This window comes from Bartonella queenslandensis AUST/NH15 (assembly GCF_000312585.1).
GTDB classification, from domain to species: Bacteria; Pseudomonadota; Alphaproteobacteria; order Rhizobiales; family Rhizobiaceae; genus Bartonella; species Bartonella queenslandensis_A.
Window position 1 is genome coordinate 212,937 of record NZ_HE998003.1, and the last position, 16,501, is coordinate 229,437.

Below are 16,501 nucleotides of genomic sequence, written 5' to 3' on the forward strand. Positions count from 1 at the left end.
ATATGCATCTTTTCCTGTTGTGGCTTTATGTTTTTTACGGGATCATGAGATGTTGGGGTTCCAAGTTGTTATTTTCTTATTTACGATAGTATGGGGAACCGATATTGGTGGATATTTTATCGGGTGTGCATTAGGGGGGCCTAAATTAGCACCACGATTTTCTCCTAATAAAACATGGTCAGGAACACTTGGTGGTACATTTGTTGGCGTTTTCGGTGGTATATGGGTTGCTTTTGGATTTTTTGATATAAACTTAGCAAGCTTTTTTGTGCCACTCCTTACACTTGCTTTGTCAATTGTTTCACAATTGAGTGATTTAGGGCAATCGTGGCTTAAAAGACGGTTTTTTGTTAAAGACTCCAGTTCTTTATTGCCTGGACATGGTGGTTTTATGGATCGTATGGATGGATTGGTAGGGGCAACTTGTCTTCTTTATTTAATTGGTTCATTGATATCTGATATGGATGCACCTTTTAATCTTTTTAGTATGATTTAATGGGGAGAAGATATTTTGGGACTTTTAAATCATATGGTCACGATGGGTGATATCCTTTTAAGAAGTTTGAGTATTCTTTTCATCATTATTATTATTATTTTTGTGCATGAACTTGGGCATTATCTCATTGGGCGGTGGTGTGGTATTAAGGCGTTAGTTTTTTCACTTGGATTTGGGCCACAAATAGCCAGTTACACAGATAAACATGGCACGAAATGGCGTTTAGCACTTATCCCCCTAGGAGGTTATGTAAAGTTTGTTGGGGATGAGGAAAAAAACGATAAGCTATTATCTCCATCATCTCCGGTTGTTGATGGTTCATTTGCCAGTGCGCATGCTTGGAAAAAAGCAGCGACTGTTTTTGCTGGTCCCTTTTTCAATGCTCTTTTTACTGTTGTTATTTTAACGTTTTTTTTCTTTATTTATGGTCGTGCTGTCATTGAACCCGTTGTTGGTTCCTTGGTAAAAGATAGCCCTGCTATTCAAGCCGGTTTGGAATTAGGAGACCGTTTTGTTGAAATGGATGGTCGACGGATTGAAAGTTTTGAAGATTTGATGAATTACGTCGCTTTTCACGGAAAAGAACCGATAGAGTTTAAAATAGAACGCATGGGGCGTGTGTTTACAACGGTCATTACCCCGAAAGTCGTTGAGCGAGATGATGGATTTGGGAATCGAACACAAAGTGCTATGATCGGTGTAGGTGTGCCTGTTGATTCAAATAATCCTGCACGTTTAGATCCAACTTATATAAAAAATATTCACTATGGTTTTGTAACAGCTATAAGAGAAGCATTAAACCGTACGGCGTTTATTACCACTCAAACTGTTCTTTTTATGAGTCGTTTAATCAGAGGCAAAGAAGATCGTTGTCGGCTAAGTGGGCCTTCTAAAACCGTTAAGATTGCTTGGAAAGTGAGCGAAGCAGGTTTTATCTCTTTGTTGAATTTGGCTGCTTTTCTTTCAATAAGCGTTGGGTTTATTAACCTTTTTCCGATTCTACCGCTTGATGGTGGGCATCTTTTATTTCATGTCATTGAGGTCATTACTGGGAGAAAAATATCCACTAAAGTTCAGGGAATTGTTTTTCGTTTAGGTTTTTCCCTTCTTCTCCTTTTTATGATTTTTGTCTTATTTAATGATTATTTTTGTTGGTTTAGCTAATTAAATTATGGAAAAGGCTTTGTAAATTGGGTAATAATAACGCAAACAAATTGAGGGTCGTTTACCATGTCTGCAAAATATTGTGGCGTCGTACATTATAATGAGTATTAAGGGATGAAAAGTCTCGCTGTAAAAAGGTTGTTATGGCAGTTAGCTTTTTAAGGCATCATGTCCAAGGAACAAGAGTAAGGTAAAAAAGCCAATGACTACGAATTCAAAGTTTTTAAATGCAGCATCTGTGTTGGTGTTAAAGATGGGGATGATTGTCCCAGCAACGGTTTTTATGTCAATTGCTGCGGTGGGGGAAATACAAGCATCTGTAGTCCGTTCTATTGAGGTTCGTGGGAATAAGTTTGTAAGTTCTCAGGCGATTCGGGATAATATAGGTATTAAGGCTGGACAAGGGATTTCCAGTGGTGATGTTGATCATGCTGTGAAAAATCTTTTCGAATTAGGTTTATTTTATGATGTTAAAATAAATCAGGTAGGTGATAAATTGGTTGTATTCGTAAAAGAATATGAGGTTGTCAATCAAATATTATTTCAGGGAAATAAATCTTTTAAAGATCCAGATCTTAAACGGTTTATTTCTTTAAAGCCAAATGAACCTTTTAATTCTGCTAAGCTTTCTGCTGATATCAATACAATTCGTGAGGCTTATAAAACTCTTGGTCGTAATAATATCACTGTTAACGTTCAAACGATTAATCTTGGAAAAGGGCGTGTTAATGTGGTGTTTAATGTTGTTGAAGGACAAAAAACAAAGATTGGTGATATCACTTTTAAGGGAAATAGTGTCTTTGCAAGCCGTCGTTTGCGTGATGTGATTTCAACAAAATCTTCAGGAATTTTTTCGAAGTTGTTGGGAGGCGATGTTTACAGTGAGGAACGCCTCGCTGCTGATGAGGAAGCTTTACGCCGCTTTTATTATAATCGTGGTTATGCAGATTTTCGTGTCGTCTCTTCTAAAGCAACTTTTGATGCCGCAAGCAATACGTATAAAATTTCTTTTGTTCTTGATGAAGGGGCGCGCTATAAAATTAGTGCTATTCAGGTTGAGAGTGATGTTGATGGAATTGATGTTCAATCTGTGAAAGGGATGCTCAAAACCCAGCCAGGTAATGTTTATAGTGCAGAAGATATTGAACAATCTGTTGCAATTATTAATAATAAGGTTGCTGATTCGGGATATGCTTTTGCTAAAGTTGAACCACGTGGAAACCGTAATTTGGCAAATCATACAATTTCAATTTCATATAATATTGAACAAGGTACACGTGCTTATATTCAGCGTATTGATATACGTGGTAATGAGAAAACGCGTGATTACGTCATTCGTCGTGAGATTGATTTAAACGAAGGGGATGCTTACAATCAGACTTTATTACAGCGGGCGAAGCGTCGTCTAGAAAGTTTAGGTTTCTTCAAAGCTGTTAATATTTCAATGGTTCCCACCGAGCAATCTGACCAAGTTGTTCTGGTGATAGATGTCGTTGAAGCTTCAACAGGAGATCTCTCTCTTTCTGGAGGATATACAACGGGAGGAACAAGTCCTGGTATGTCGCTTGAAGTCTCTGTTACTGAGCGTAATCTTGGGGGACGTGGTCAGTACGTTCGTTTAGGGTTAGGAGCAGGGCAAGAAAAATCCCGTAATTATAATTTATCATTTGTTGATCCTTATTTCTTAGGGTACCGTTTATCAGCTGGCGTTGATGTTTTTCGTAGCACTTATCGTGCTGATAAAGCCTATGATGTACGACAGACGGGGGGATCGCTACGGTTTTCGTTACCTATTAATAATCAATTATCTGCGAATGTTGCTTATTCTTATGTACAGGAAGAATATGATTTTGGCGGAGAGTATGATTTCGACAAAGAGAGTGATATAATAGAATTATATGGGAAATATTCTGGTGCAATTGTTCAAGCAGCTAAGCATAGTCCTTGGAAACGTTCATCAATTAGTTATGGTTTTACCTATAATACGATTGACGATATGAGAAATCCCCATGATGGATGGTATGTGAATTTTCTTCAGGAATATGCAGGACTTGGTGGGAGTGCGAAGTTTTTGAAGACCACGGGTAAAGCGATGATGTACAAGACTCTTTCTGATCAGAGGGACATTGTTGGTTTACTTTCCTTTGGCGGTGGTTATATCCACGAAGTAGGCAAAGAAGGTGTTCGTATTTTTGATATGTTTAAGGCGAATACTGATATGATCCGAGGTTTCAAATACAATGGGATAGGTCCGCGTCAGGTTTCCAGTAAAGGCGAAGTTTATTTCTTAGGGGGAACGACATATATGAATGCGACTGCTGAAGTACAGTTTCCTATTCCTGTTGTGCCTGAAGGATTCGGATTACGCGGTGCTTTATTTGCGGATGTTGCTACGCTCTATGGCAATAATTATAAAGCCGCCTTTAAAGGTGAACCGCCTGTTACCAATACCAAAAGTGCTTGGCGCTCCTCTGCAGGTGTGAGTTTGATGTGGGATTCTCCGTTTGGTCCTTTGCGTTTTGATTATGCTTGGCCAATAACAAAGCAGGAGGGAGATCGTTTGCAGCAATTGAATTTTGGTATTTCTACGAAATTCTGATTTAAGTGGTTTTTAAGAAGGAAAAACTTGAAGAGAATAGTTTAAGCTGGGAGAGAAAGTGTTTTGATGGCGGATACATTTTTTTTTACGCCGTCCCGGCAATTGACAGTTGCAAATGTTGCTGAGTTGACGGGTGCAAAGCTTCTTAATCCAGAGTTTTCTCATAAGGTTATCAATTCTCTTTCTTCGCTTGAGAGTGCTGTGGAAGGCTCTCTCGTTTTTGTGGAGCATCGGAAATTTTCTGATGCTCTACAGAATAGTTCTGCTATTGCTGTTTTTTGTACGAATGATATTGTTTTTAAAGTTCCTGACACGATGGCCATTTTGGTGACATCCACACCGCAGCGTGATTTTGCTCAGGTTGGTCGTATTTTGTTTCCTGATTCTGTCAAGCCAATGCCTTGGTTGGGGCAGAAGGAAATTTCACCGCACGCGCATATTCATCCAACGGCTAAGTTTGCCAATGAGGTGTGTATTGAAGCGGGAGCTGTTATCGGTAGAAATGTTGAGATTGGTGCAGGGACTCTTATTTCATCCACAGCTGTTATCGGTGAAAATTGCCGTATTGGACGTGACTGCTATATTGCTCCTAAAGTAACTGTTCAGTGTTCTTTAATAGGTGATAGGGTTCAACTTTATCCTGGTGTTTGCATTGGGCAAGATGGTTTTGGTTATGTTGGGGGAGAAACTGGAATTGAGAAAATTCCACAACTTGGTCGCGTTATTATTGAGGATGGTGTAGAAATTGGTGCAAACACCACGATTGATCGAGGAACATTTCAGGACACTGTTATTGGAGAAGGAAGCAAGATTGATAATCTTGTACAAATTGCCCACAATGTAAAAATTGGTCGTTATTGCCTTATTGCCGCTCAATGCGGAATTGCCGGAAGTACATCTATAGGAGATATGTCTCAGCTTGGAGGGGGGGTTGGAGTAGCAGATCATATCGTAATAGGTAAATGTGTTCAGATTGCTGCTCGTAGTGGCGTTATGAATGATATTCCGGATGGTGAAAAATGGGGAGGGAGTCCAGCACGACCATTTAAACAATGGTTTCGTGAAGTAGCGACATTGCGCAGTATGGGAAAAGTTAAAAAGGAGAAAAGCTGATATGATCAGCACTGAAGGAATTAAAGATTTAGAGGCTGTTGATATTGAAAAATTGCTATCAATATTACCGCACCGTTATCCATTTTTATTGATTGATCGTATCGTTAATATTAATGGTGAACAAGAAGCGATTGGTATTAAAAATATAACGATTAACGAACCACATTTTACAGGACATTTTCCCGCAAAGCCTATTATGCCTGGAGTTTTGATTTTAGAAGCTATGGCACAAACGGCAGGAGCAATAGCGCTTTTAAATTTAGGCAATAAGCAAACAAATTTAGTTTACCTTATGACGGTTGATAATGCGAAATTTCGTAAGCCGGTTATGCCTGGTGATCAGCTTAAAATTCATGTTCAGCTTTTGAAAAAAAGATCTGGTATGAGGCGTTTTTCGTGTGTTGCAAAAGTAGAAGATGTCCGCGTCGCTGAAGCAGAAATTGCTGCGATGATTGTTGAAGAAGAATAAACGATATTTAATGGGAATTTTAAGATGTCCGGTACGAAAATCCATCCAACTGCTCTTGTGGAGAAGGGAGCGCAGCTTGGTGAGAATGTACGCGTTGGGCCATTTTGCCATATTAGTTCAGAGGCTGTTATTGGTGATGAATGTAGTTTGACAAGTCATGTTGTAATAATAGGAAAGACAACGTTAGGAGCCAAGAGTAAAGTATTTTCTCATGCAGTCTTAGGGGCAGATCCGCAAAATAATAAACATAAAGGGGGGGCTACGATTCTCTCTATTGGTAAGAATTGTACGATTCGTGAAGGCGTAACAATGCATAGAGGATCAGATTCAAGTGGGGGAATGACAGTTGTTGGTGATAATTGCCAATTTTTTTGTTATGCACATGTCGCTCATGATTGTCATGTAGGCAATCATGTAACGTTTGCTAATAATGCAATGATTGCTGGTCATGTTACTGTTGGTGATTATGTGATTATTGGTGGTGGTGCTGCTGTTCACCAATTTGTTCGTATTGGGCATCATGCGTTTATCGGTGGTGTATCTGCTCTGGTAGGTGATTTGATTCCTTATGGAACAGCTGTTGGTGTGCAGGCAAAACTTGCCGGACTTAATATTATTGGCATGAAGCGTGCAGGGCTTGAGCGTCAAGATATTCACGCACTCCGTCATGCGGTTTCCATGCTTTTTGATCATAGAAAGCCATTTAAAGAGCGTGTCAATGATGTTGCTTCTTGCTATTCTTCTTCTCGATCTGTTGCTGACGTTGTTCGTTTTATTAAAGAAGAAGGAAAGCGTTTTTATTGTACACCAAAATTTGAAGGTGATAGAATAAAAGAACATAAGGATTAAAAATGCCGGTTTTGGATGCCAGAAATTTTCTTTCCGACCGTACTGCTGTTATAGCAGGAAGTGGTGTTCTACCGATTACTGTTGCACAGGCTCTTGAGAAAAATGGAGAGAATCCTTTTCTTGTGCTTTTGCAGGGCGAGGCAGATTCTGTTCTTTATCGTTATGAACATTGCGAGCTATCAATTGTAGAGTTAGCGCGACTCATTAAAGTTTTAAAAGAGGCTGGAGTTTATAATGTTGTTTTGGCAGGTGGTGTGAAAAAACGACCACTTCTTACGCAATTGCGACTGGACTGGACGACATTTTTAGCTCTTCCCAAGTTAATCGGAGCTTTGAGAAAAGGGGACGATGCATTATTAAAAGCTTTTATACGATTTATTGAAGAGCGTGGTTTTTGTGTTATCGGTGCTCATGAAATAGTCCCAGATCTTTTAGCGCCCGTAGAATTTAATTTAACGGCACGGCGTGCTACGCAGAAAGAGAAGAAAGATATTTTTTTAGCAGCGCGAGCAGCAAAGCTCTTAGGTCAATTGGATGTCGGGCAAGCCGTTGTCGTTGTTCAAGGAAGGGTGGTAGCTCTGGAGGGCGCTGAGGGAACTGATAATATGTTGTGGCGTGTTTGTGAAATGCGAGAAAGAGGGCAAATCCCCCCTAAAGGTGGTGTTCTTGTTAAATGTGCAAAACCACAACAGGATAATCGCGTTGATTTGCCATCAATTGGGCCCGTGACAATAATGAACATTGCAAAGAGTGGTTTGTCCGGTATTGCAGTGGAGGCAAATAGGAGTATAATATTATCGTTGAAAACAACAATAGAAAAAGCCAATAAACATTCTTTATTTATAGAAACATTTGAAAAGTTTGATCATGAATAATAGTTTATTAAAGATTGCTGTGATTGCAGGTGAGGAATCTGGTGATTTTCTTGGGGCGGATTTAATTTCTTGTTTATCACAACAAATAGGATGCAATATTCATTTGATGGGGGTTGGGGGGAAGCATTTAGAGGCTTTAGGTTTAAAAAGCTTTTTTAATTCCCATGATATTGCTTTAATAGGTTTAAAGGAGGTGTTGAAAAAATTACCGTTATTGTTGCTCCATATTCGCAATTTATCCAAATTTATCGCACAAGAACAACCTGATTGTTTAATTATTATTGATAGTCCTGATTTTACGCATCGTGTTGCAAAAAAGGTACGCGCTTTAGCGCCTTCTATTCCGATCATTAAATATATTGCACCAACTGTTTGGGCATGGAGGCCAGAGCGTGCAAAAGCTATGCGGGAGTTTGTTGATCATGTTTTAGCGGTTTTTCCTTTTGAAGAAAAGGTTATGCAGGATTTGGGTGGTCCTGCTACCACCTATGTTGGACATCGTCTTTTAACATATTCTCCTCTTTTGAGAGTGCAGTCAGAAAAAAGGAACCAAGTAGAGCAAAGACATTTGTGTGATCAACGAATATCATCTCCTACCTTGGTTATTTTGCCAGGATCACGTAATTCAGAGATTCTTTCTTTAATGCCTATTTTTCGAGAAACAGTAGAGATTCTTGTGCAGCGTATCCCTCATTTACAGATTATTTTACCAACTTTACCCCATTTGGTGGATAGAATCCGTGACTTTGTACAGGGCTGGAACAGCAAAGTAGAAATTGTTGTGGATGAAGATAAGAAATGGCGTGCTTTTGCACAAGCAGATGTTGCTCTTGCTGCCCATGGAACGGTTTCACTTGAATTAGCTTTAGTAAAAATTCCTACGGTTCTTTGCTATAAACTTGATCGTTTTGCTAAATTATTTATTTTTCCTAAAATAACGTTATGGAGCGCTGCTCTTCCCAATATTATTGCTGATAAGCCTATCGTTCCAGAATATTTGGATGAATTGATACGTCCCGGCATGTTAGCAAGACAGATAGAACAACTTTTATCTAATCCTTTATTGCGCCAAGCTCAACTCGATGCTTTTGAGATGGTCGAACAGAAAATGAAAACTGAAGTCCCATCGGGAATTGTCGGCGCGCAAAAAATTATCACTCTTTTAAAAAGCAGGGGAAAAATTGTATAAATAAAACAATATCTTGATGCCTAGTGTTTAATTTTAGCAAGAAAATCACGAGCACGCTGGCTTTTAGGGTTGGTAAAAAATTTGTCAGAGGCTGTATCTTCAACAATTTTTCCATTTTCTAGAAAGAGAATTCTTTCTGAGATTTTTCTTGCGAAGCCCATTTCATGGGTAACACAAAGCATTGTAATTCCTGTATTGGCCAATTGAGCCATCACTTCCAAAACTTCTCCCACACTTTCCGGATCAAGAGCTGAAGTTGGTTCATCAAAAAGCATGACTTCAGGTTCCATACAAAGCGCACGGGCGATTGCAACACGTTGTTGTTGTCCACCAGAAAGTTGTAAAGGATATTTTTCACAGTGTTTTTCAATACCGACATGCGTTAAGTAACGAATTGCCCGCTCTTTTGCTTGTTGTTTGGAAAGTCCTTGAACTGTCATAGGGGCTAAAATACAATTTTGTATAACGCTCATGTGGGGAAATAAATTAAAATTCTGAAAAACCATGCCTATCTTTCGCAGGACATTTTTTTGCTGTTGTATAGGAGCGGTATGGATATCAACGTTATGAATATAGATTGAACCTTTTTCTGCTTGTTCTAATTGGTTAATACAACGAATTAACGTTGATTTTCCTGATCCGGATGGCCCACAAATAACGATATGTTCACCAGCTTGAACATCAAAATTGATATCGTGTAAGACCTGAAAATTTCCATACCATTTATTAAGGTTTCGAATAGAGATCACAGAATTTTTACTGAGAGAGATCGATAGATTATTTTCTAAATTCATCTTGTTTTATTCTTTCATTGATGAATAAACTCATTAATTCAACATTTTGGTTTGGTAAAGTTTTTTATGATCATTTTATTTTATCGTAAATATCGCGTGAGGTGATGTTCGATAAAAACAATAAAACGATGAATGAGTTCAACAATAAAAAGATAGATAAGAGCGGACCAAACGTAAACTTGAAAATCGAATGTACGTGAATAAGTGAGTTTGGCAATCCCCATTAAATCATAAACAGTAACAAGTGAGGCAATGGCACTTGATTTAATCATTAAAATCAACTCATTTCCTAGGGGACGTAATGCAACAATCATTGCTTGTGGAAGAATAACTCTAAAAAATGTAACAGAATTACTCAGCCCTAAAGCTTTTGATGCTTCCCGTTGCCCTATTGTTACGGATAGAAAACTTCCTTTAAAGATTTCAGATTGATAAGCAGCAGAATTAAGTGTGAAAATAAAAAGACAACAATACCACGCGTTTTGAAAAAACCACCATAAACCAATCTGTTGCCAAAAATTATTCATTGAACCAAGCCCATAATAAAAAAGAAAGAGTTGGGCTAATAAAGGAGAACCGCGAAAAAAATAGACATAAGCATTTGCAAAATATTGCAAAAATATATTCGTTGATAAACGTGCAAAGGCAATAAGCATACCAAGGAAAAAACCAAGAGAACAAGAGATAGAGACAAGTTCAATCGTAACAATAAAACCATCAATAAATTTGGGTCCATAACGGTTTAAAAGATCAGGATTTAAAATGAAATAAAGCCACTCAGGAATCATTGACTTGTTACCTTTTTATAGCCTCTTTGAGTATATGTTTCCAAATGGCGTAAGATTACAGAAAAAAATGCTGAAAATAATAAATAGAGTAAACATGCGACAAGGTAAAATAGCATGGGTTTATTGGTTGCAGCGACAGCTAAATTCGTTTGTCGCATAAGATCAACAAGCGTGATGGTTGAAACGAGGGATGTATCTTTCAGTAAAGTAAGCCAATTATTGGAAAGTCCTGGCAGGGCATTTCGGATGAGCTGAGGAAAGACAATACGAAAGAATGTGGTTGACCGTGAAAGGCCTAAAGCTTTGGCGGCCTCATATTGCCCTTTATCAAAAATGTTGAATGCTCCAAGCCAAACTTCACAAGAAAAAGCGGCAAAAACCATACTCAATGCAAGAACACCAGCAACAAAAGCATTGATACTGAACATGACTTCAAGATTAAAATAGTCAAAGATGTTTTGAATGAGGCTTTGTAATCCGTAGTACACTAAAAACAAGGTTAAAAGCTCTGGTAGTCCACGAAACACCGTTGAAAAGAGACGTGCTATAGCCTTAGCCATCTTAATATTAGATCGAATCATCACAGCATTGAGAAGTCCCAAAGGGAGTCCTAAAAGTCCGCAACATAACGCCAATGACAATGTTATTCCTGCACTAGAAAGTATAACCGTTCCCCATCCACCATTGCTAAATGATAGCAATGCTAAATTTTCAATCATCCTTGTGTTCCTCATGAAAGAGTTAGATAATGTTTTTAGAAATAAACAGTGGGCTTCATTTAAATATCATAGGGATGTTTAATAAACATCGCTTGTAAAATATTTTCTCATAATTTTTTCATAAGTTCCATCCAAACGGATTTCTTTTATTGCTTCATTGAACTTATTTTTTAGATCATTATTGTTTTGACGGATGGCAATTGCAACAGGAAATTTTGTTTCTTCCAAAGTTCCTAAGAGGAGACAGCAATCTTTTCCTTCATTTTTAAGCCAGTTTAATGCTTGTAATTTATCAACAATAATTACATCAAGTCGATGATTTAAAAGGTCGCGATTTACTTCTATCGTGGAAGGATAGAGCTTAATTTTGATCCCTTTAGAGGCATAATGATCTTCTGCATAAGCAGCTTGTGTTGTATTTGATTGCACACCAAGATTTCTACCTCTAAAGCTTTGTATCGAGATTTCCTTAATTCCCGAATCTTTGGTAACAATAACAGCCAGTGCTGTATCGTAATAAGGATCTGTAAAGTCAATTTTTTGTAAACGCTCTTGTGTATGAGAGAGGGAAGCCACGATCGCATCATATTTTTTTGCGATAAGTCCGGGGATCATTCCTTCGAAATCTTGCGTGACAATTGTACACTCAACATTCATTTTTTTACAAAGTGCATAAGATATATCAATATCAAATCCTTGTAGTTTGTTATTTGAGTCAATATAACTAAAGGGCGGATAAGTACCTTCACTCGCGATTTTTAATGTTTTCGCATCAGCCAATTGAGTGAATAGCGCGGCGCTTATTATAAGAGCTCCTGCGAATAGTTTCATGATATTCTCCTATTGGATAAGCGGGCAAATATGAAATCGTCACGTTTTTATAATCTGTAAGCTTTTTGGGAGCAATGCAAAAATTTATCGGTGTCCATTTTAGATTATTATGTTGAACTGATTATCAAAAAAATTATCTTTTTTAATGATTTAAAGAAGAATAAATATTTCACTGCTGTGCGACGCTTAATTTTTTATGAAATGATATGTGGGTTATATCATTTCACGAGTAAAAACTGAGAGCTTTTCTTTAAAAATAAGGCTATTCATTTTGAACATAAAAAAAATAGATTGAAATAAGATAAAAATACAATCTCAGTGTTGCCCTTTAGATTCCATAAACATTTAATTATCGAGAAACAATTAAAAATTAACTTTTTGATAAATATAAATTTTTCTTATGAAAATGCTAAATTTTCAACATTTTTCCTGTTCAACAAAAAATTAAAAGATATTTTTGGAAAAGGTTCAGTTTTAATGGGTAGTAATATTTAATCGATATCGAATGTAAAATATTTTCTCATGATTTTCTCATAGGTTCCATCAGCGCGGATCTCTTCTATTGCTTTATTAAAACTGTTTTTAAGATCATGATTATTTTGACGGAGCGCAATTGCAATAGGAAATTTTGTGTCTTCTAAAGTTCCTAGAAGCTTACAACACTCTTTTCCTTCATTTTCAAGCCAATTTAATGCCTTTAATTTATCAAAGATGATGATATCAAGCCGATTGCTTAAAAGATCACGATTCACTTCTATTGTTGTAGGATAAAGTTTGATATTCACTCCTTCAGGGGCATAATGATCTTCTACATATGCAGCTTGTGTTGTATTCGATTGTACACCAAGGTTTTTGCCTCTAAAGGCTTGTGGTGAGATTTCTTTAATTTTCGAATTTTTGGTAACGATGACAGCCAGTGCTGTGTTGTAGTAAGGATTGGTAAAATCAATTTTTTGTAAGCGTTCTTTTGTAGGAGAAATGGACGAAACAATAGCATCATATTTCTTGGCCAGAAGGCCAGGAATCATTCCCTCGAAGTCTTGCGTGACAATGGTACACTCAACATTCATTTTTTTACAAAGTGCATAAGATATATCAATATCAAACCCTTGAAGTTCGTTATTTGAGTCAATATAACTAAACGGGGGGTAGGAAGCATCACTTGCTATGTTCAACGTTTGAGAATTAGCTGATAAGGTAAACAATGTTGCACTTATTATAAGAGCTCTTGCTAATAACTTCATGATGTTCTCCTATTCAATAAGCTGGCAAATATGAAACCATGAGATATTTTTATAATCTGTAAGCTCATTTGGAGCAATGTAAAAAATTTATCTGCCTCCATTTTCCATCATTACACTAGATATTACTGTCAAAAAAATGATTTATTCGTATCAACATGGGGAAGAAATGCAGGAAGGAAAGCTCTTGTTAATAAGGGGATGAATTTTAATAATTTTATTTAAAATCAACTAATTATCTTTAAAAGAAAAACTATTCGTTTAAAAGTAAAAAAATTTCAGTTCTTAACAGAATAAAATATTCTCATCTATTTTGTGAAAGGTCTCGGTATTAAAGAATATAAAGGTAAATTTATTTTCTGGTATTTGGAAAGATTTTTCTGTAAAAGGAAGTGTGATTTTAACAGATAATGATAAGATGAGACTTGTACGAGATATAATCATTATAAAGTGATTTTTATGAAGTTTTTAGCATGGTAAAAGAGCACTTAAGGGATTTTTTTATTGAGGGGGAAGTACAGAGTGAAATATAAAGTTTTTAAATATGAGGGAAAGATGAGGAATACGCTTCATTAAAGATAATAAGAAATAAGGTAAAAATTTTTAATTTCCTTTAATGTTTGACTCATTTCCAAAAGAATGTTCCCAATTTATTTACAGAGCTAAATTTAGAGTTTCTTCATAAACTTTTACGATTCTGTTATCTCTGTAGAAAAAGTTTCTAAATAAGGTTTTGTAAAAAAATTAAAAGGATATTTAATCATTTACAATAAAGCTTCAGTAAACTGAAGCTTTATTGATTAAATTGTTTCTTTAATTTACACGTTTATCCATAGGAACGTAGTCACGCGTAGCATGGCCTGTATAAAGTTGTCGAGGACGCCCAATTTTTTGAGCAGGATCTTCAATCATTTCTTTCCACTGCGCAACCCATCCGACACTGCGCGCTAATGCAAAAAGAACAGTAAACATTTCGGTTGGAAAGCCTAAAGCTTTCAATGTAATACCGGAATAGAAATCAACATTGGGATAAAGCTTTTTCTCAATAAAATATTCATCACTTAAGGCAATTTTTTCAAGTTCTATTGCAATATCAAGAAGTGGGTCATCTCGAATGTTGAGCTCCTTTAAAACCTCATGACAGGTTTTTTGCATGATTTTTGCACGTGGGTCATAATTTTTATAAACACGGTGACCAAAGCCCATAAGACGAAACGGATCATTTTTATCTTTTGCACGAGCAATAAATTCAGGAATTTTTTTAATAGAACCTATTTCCTGTAGCATTTTTAGACATGCTTCATTGGCACCACCATGAGCTGGTCCCCAAAGGCATGCAACACCTGCTGCAATACAGGCAAACGGATTAGCACCCGATGATCCAGCAAGACGTACCGTAGATGTAGAAGCATTTTGTTCATGATCTGCATGAAGGATAAAGATTTGATCCATCGCCCGAGCAAGCACAGGGTTTGTTTTATATTCCTCACAAGGAACAGCAAAACACATACGGAGAAAATTCGCAGCATAACTAAGATCATTGCGTGGATAAACAAATGCTTGTCCAATACTATATTTATAGGCCATAGCAGCAAGTGTTGGAACTTTTGAGATAAGACGAACAGAAGCGATCATTCTCTGGTGAGGATCTGTAATATCAATAGAGTCGTGATAGAACGCAGACATAGCACCAAGGCAAGCAACCATGACGGCCATAGGATGCGAGTCACGACGAAAGCCATGGAAAAAGCGTGCGAACTGTTCGTGGACCATGGTATGCTGCATAATACATCGATCAAAATCGTTTTTTTCTTGTTGTGTTGGGAGTTCTCCATAAAGAAGAAGATAACAACTTTCGAGAAAATCTCCTTTTTCAGCCAATTGATCGATAGGATATCCCCGATAAAGCAATATGCCTTTATCGCCATCAATATAAGTAATTTTTGATTCACAGGAAGCTGTTGAAGTAAAACCAGGATCATAAGTAAAAATATTGGTTTTTTTGTAGAGAGAAGAAATTTCAATGACCTCAGGTCCACTTGTGCCTTTACGCAGGGGGAGTTCTACTTTTTTATCATTCACAATAATATGTGCGTTATTCTCAGACATTCGGTATTCCTTTCAGATCATTCTCTTCTAAAAATTAAGACTCTGCTTCATCAGAGTATGAGATATATAATAACTGAAGTTTTTTTTACTTATATTGAGGGTAATTTGCCTCTAAAAGTAAGCACATGCAATCTAAAAATATTGCCTTATTAATCATTATTACTCAATAAAAACTGTATTTCAATGATATAAGATAAAAAACTCTTTTTTAGATTACGTTGAAATATCTACATAGATAGCCATTTTATGAGATATATTCAGTACACATTATGAACCTATTGTTGTAATAAGCTGGTCATTGATGCGATGAAGGGATTCATCGCGTCCCAATAAAATAAGAATATCCAAGACACCTGGCGATGTCGTGCATCCTGTAAGAGCAGCACGAAGGGGTTGAGCGATAGATCCAAATTTGAGATTCTGTGTTTGGATATAAGAGCGAAGAGTTTCATCGAGGGCTTTTGTATTCCAAGAAGTGCAAGCTTTCAGGGCAAGATAAAGATCCTTTAAAATGATTCGTCCATTTTTCTCTAAGAGCATTTGTGCTTTTTCGTTAAGCTGTAATGGTCGTTGCGTAAAAATGAAGGAGGCATTGTCAATCAGTTCGCATAATGTTTTTGAACGTTCTTTCAAATGTGGGATTGCTTTTAAAAACTGAACACGGCGTTGTTCATCAAGTCTTCCAATGATTTGTGTTCCCCCAGCGGTTTCTGGTAAAACATCAAGAGCAGCATCAAAAAGCTCTTGATCATTGCTCATGCGCATATAGTGCCCGTTTATGGAATCGAGCTTTTTTAGATCAAAACGAGCAGCACCTTTGTTAATATCGTCAATATCAAACCAAGAAATCATATCTTTAAGTGACATGAGTTCGTCATCACCGTGGCTCCACCCTAAACGGACAAGGTAATTGCGCAAAGCAGCAGGAAGGTATCCCATTTTTCGATAAGCATCAACACCGAGTGCCCCATGACGCTTTGATAATTTTGCACCGTTTTCACCGTGAATAAGAGGAATATGGGCCATAACAGGAATATCCCATCCCATCGCTTTAAAGATGATCGTTTGTCGAGCGGCATTGGTTAGATGATCATCTCCACGGATGATATGTGTGACGCCCATATCATGATCATCAACAACAACAGCATGCATATAGGTAGGAGAACCATCAGAACGCAAAATAATAAAGTCATCTAAATCTTTATTAGGAAAACGAACATCACCTTGCACACGGTCGTGTACAATTGTTTCTCCATCTTCAGGAG

General features: G+C 37.1%; 15 protein-coding genes. 8 read left to right on the top strand and 7 right to left on the bottom strand.

What is annotated here, in order from left to right; translation table 11 throughout:
• From BN338_RS11150 to lpxB, 8 genes are all read left to right on the top strand, one after another.
• Positions 1-496 (top strand): phosphatidate cytidylyltransferase (locus tag BN338_RS11150; protein WP_039760043.1); only part of this gene is annotated, 496 nt, incomplete at its 5' end.
• Positions 497-511: 15 nt separating this feature from the next.
• On the top strand, positions 512-1,660 hold the full coding sequence (rseP, locus tag BN338_RS06085; RefSeq protein ID WP_039760046.1) for an RIP metalloprotease RseP: 1,149 nt from the start codon (positions 512-514) through the stop codon (positions 1,658-1,660).
• Positions 1,661-1,862: 202 nt separating this feature from the next.
• The gene (gene bamA, locus BN338_RS06090) at positions 1,863-4,259 is read left to right on the top strand and encodes an outer membrane protein assembly factor BamA (RefSeq protein ID WP_039760049.1); all 2,397 of its coding nucleotides are present in this window, start codon (positions 1,863-1,865) and stop codon (positions 4,257-4,259) included.
• 66 nt (positions 4,260-4,325) lie between these two features.
• The gene (lpxD, locus tag BN338_RS06095; protein ID WP_039760051.1) at positions 4,326-5,372 is read left to right on the top strand and encodes a UDP-3-O-(3-hydroxymyristoyl)glucosamine N-acyltransferase; all 1,047 of its coding nucleotides are present in this window, start codon (positions 4,326-4,328) and stop codon (positions 5,370-5,372) included.
• A gap of 1 nt (position 5,373) precedes the next feature.
• Positions 5,374-5,841: a 3-hydroxyacyl-ACP dehydratase FabZ gene (gene fabZ / locus BN338_RS06100; RefSeq protein ID WP_039760053.1), complete on the top strand. Its 468-nt coding sequence runs from the start codon at positions 5,374-5,376 to the stop codon at positions 5,839-5,841.
• Between the two features lie 24 nt (positions 5,842-5,865).
• Complete coding sequence (gene lpxA / locus BN338_RS06105) at positions 5,866-6,690, top strand: acyl-ACP--UDP-N-acetylglucosamine O-acyltransferase (protein ID WP_039760055.1); 825 nt, start codon at positions 5,866-5,868, stop codon at positions 6,688-6,690.
• Between the two features lie 2 nt (positions 6,691-6,692).
• Positions 6,693-7,565, top strand: a complete 873-nt coding sequence (locus tag BN338_RS06110) for an LpxI family protein (protein ID WP_039760057.1) — start codon at positions 6,693-6,695, stop codon at positions 7,563-7,565.
• A complete protein-coding gene (gene lpxB, locus BN338_RS06115; RefSeq protein WP_039760059.1) occupies positions 7,558-8,754 on the top strand; it encodes a lipid-A-disaccharide synthase in 1,197 nt (398 codons plus the stop codon). The genes BN338_RS06110 and lpxB overlap by 8 nt, the downstream gene beginning before the upstream one ends.
• A 20-nt stretch (positions 8,755-8,774) precedes the next feature.
• Here the strand turns inward: lpxB and BN338_RS06120 are convergent, their stop codons facing one another.
• The 7 genes from BN338_RS06120 to gltX all read right to left on the bottom strand — a co-directional run.
• Complete coding sequence (locus tag BN338_RS06120; RefSeq protein ID WP_039760061.1) at positions 8,775-9,548, bottom strand: amino acid ABC transporter ATP-binding protein; 774 nt, start codon at positions 9,546-9,548, stop codon at positions 8,775-8,777.
• Positions 9,549-9,628: 80 nt separating this feature from the next.
• Entirely contained in the window at positions 9,629-10,336 is a 708-nt protein-coding gene (locus BN338_RS06125) for an ABC transporter permease (protein ID WP_039760063.1), read from the bottom strand.
• Positions 10,333-11,055, bottom strand: a complete 723-nt coding sequence (locus BN338_RS06130; protein ID WP_039760065.1) for an ABC transporter permease — start codon at positions 11,053-11,055, stop codon at positions 10,333-10,335. The genes BN338_RS06125 and BN338_RS06130 overlap by 4 nt, the downstream gene beginning before the upstream one ends.
• 78 nt (positions 11,056-11,133) lie before the next feature.
• Positions 11,134-11,886, bottom strand: coding sequence for a transporter substrate-binding domain-containing protein (locus BN338_RS06135; protein WP_039760067.1), 753 nt, complete (start codon positions 11,884-11,886; stop codon positions 11,134-11,136).
• Between the two features lie 491 nt (positions 11,887-12,377).
• The gene (locus BN338_RS06140; RefSeq protein ID WP_039760069.1) at positions 12,378-13,130 is read right to left on the bottom strand and encodes a transporter substrate-binding domain-containing protein; all 753 of its coding nucleotides are present in this window, start codon (positions 13,128-13,130) and stop codon (positions 12,378-12,380) included.
• Positions 13,131-13,940: 810 nt separating this feature from the next.
• Positions 13,941-15,236, bottom strand: coding sequence for a citrate synthase (gene gltA, locus BN338_RS06145; protein WP_039760072.1), 1,296 nt, complete (start codon positions 15,234-15,236; stop codon positions 13,941-13,943).
• Positions 15,237-15,503: 267 nt separating this feature from the next.
• The coding region (gene gltX / locus BN338_RS06150; RefSeq protein WP_039760074.1) for a glutamate--tRNA ligase at positions 15,504-16,501 on the bottom strand (998 nt) is incomplete at its 5' end.

Coding starts and splice junctions, on each gene's coding strand:
- lpxA (WP_039760055.1), top strand. CDS start 5,866: ATGTCCGGTACGAAAATCCATCCAACTGCTCTTGTGGAGAAGGGAGCG.
- BN338_RS06110 (WP_039760057.1), top strand. CDS start 6,693: ATGCCGGTTTTGGATGCCAGAAATTTTCTTTCCGACCGTACTGCTGTT.
- fabZ (WP_039760053.1), top strand. CDS start 5,374: ATGATCAGCACTGAAGGAATTAAAGATTTAGAGGCTGTTGATATTGAA.
- BN338_RS06130 (WP_039760065.1), bottom strand. CDS start 11,055: ATGATTGAAAATTTAGCATTGCTATCATTTAGCAATGGTGGATGGGGA.
- BN338_RS06120 (WP_039760061.1), bottom strand. CDS start 9,548: ATGAATTTAGAAAATAATCTATCGATCTCTCTCAGTAAAAATTCTGTG.
- gltA (WP_039760072.1), bottom strand. CDS start 15,236: ATGTCTGAGAATAACGCACATATTATTGTGAATGATAAAAAAGTAGAA.
- BN338_RS06135 (WP_039760067.1), bottom strand. CDS start 11,886: ATGAAACTATTCGCAGGAGCTCTTATAATAAGCGCCGCGCTATTCACT.
- lpxD (WP_039760051.1), top strand. CDS start 4,326: ATGGCGGATACATTTTTTTTTACGCCGTCCCGGCAATTGACAGTTGCA.
- BN338_RS06125 (WP_039760063.1), bottom strand. CDS start 10,336: ATGATTCCTGAGTGGCTTTATTTCATTTTAAATCCTGATCTTTTAAAC.
- lpxB (WP_039760059.1), top strand. CDS start 7,558: ATGAATAATAGTTTATTAAAGATTGCTGTGATTGCAGGTGAGGAATCT.
- bamA (WP_039760049.1), top strand. CDS start 1,863: ATGACTACGAATTCAAAGTTTTTAAATGCAGCATCTGTGTTGGTGTTA.
- BN338_RS06140 (WP_039760069.1), bottom strand. CDS start 13,130: ATGAAGTTATTAGCAAGAGCTCTTATAATAAGTGCAACATTGTTTACC.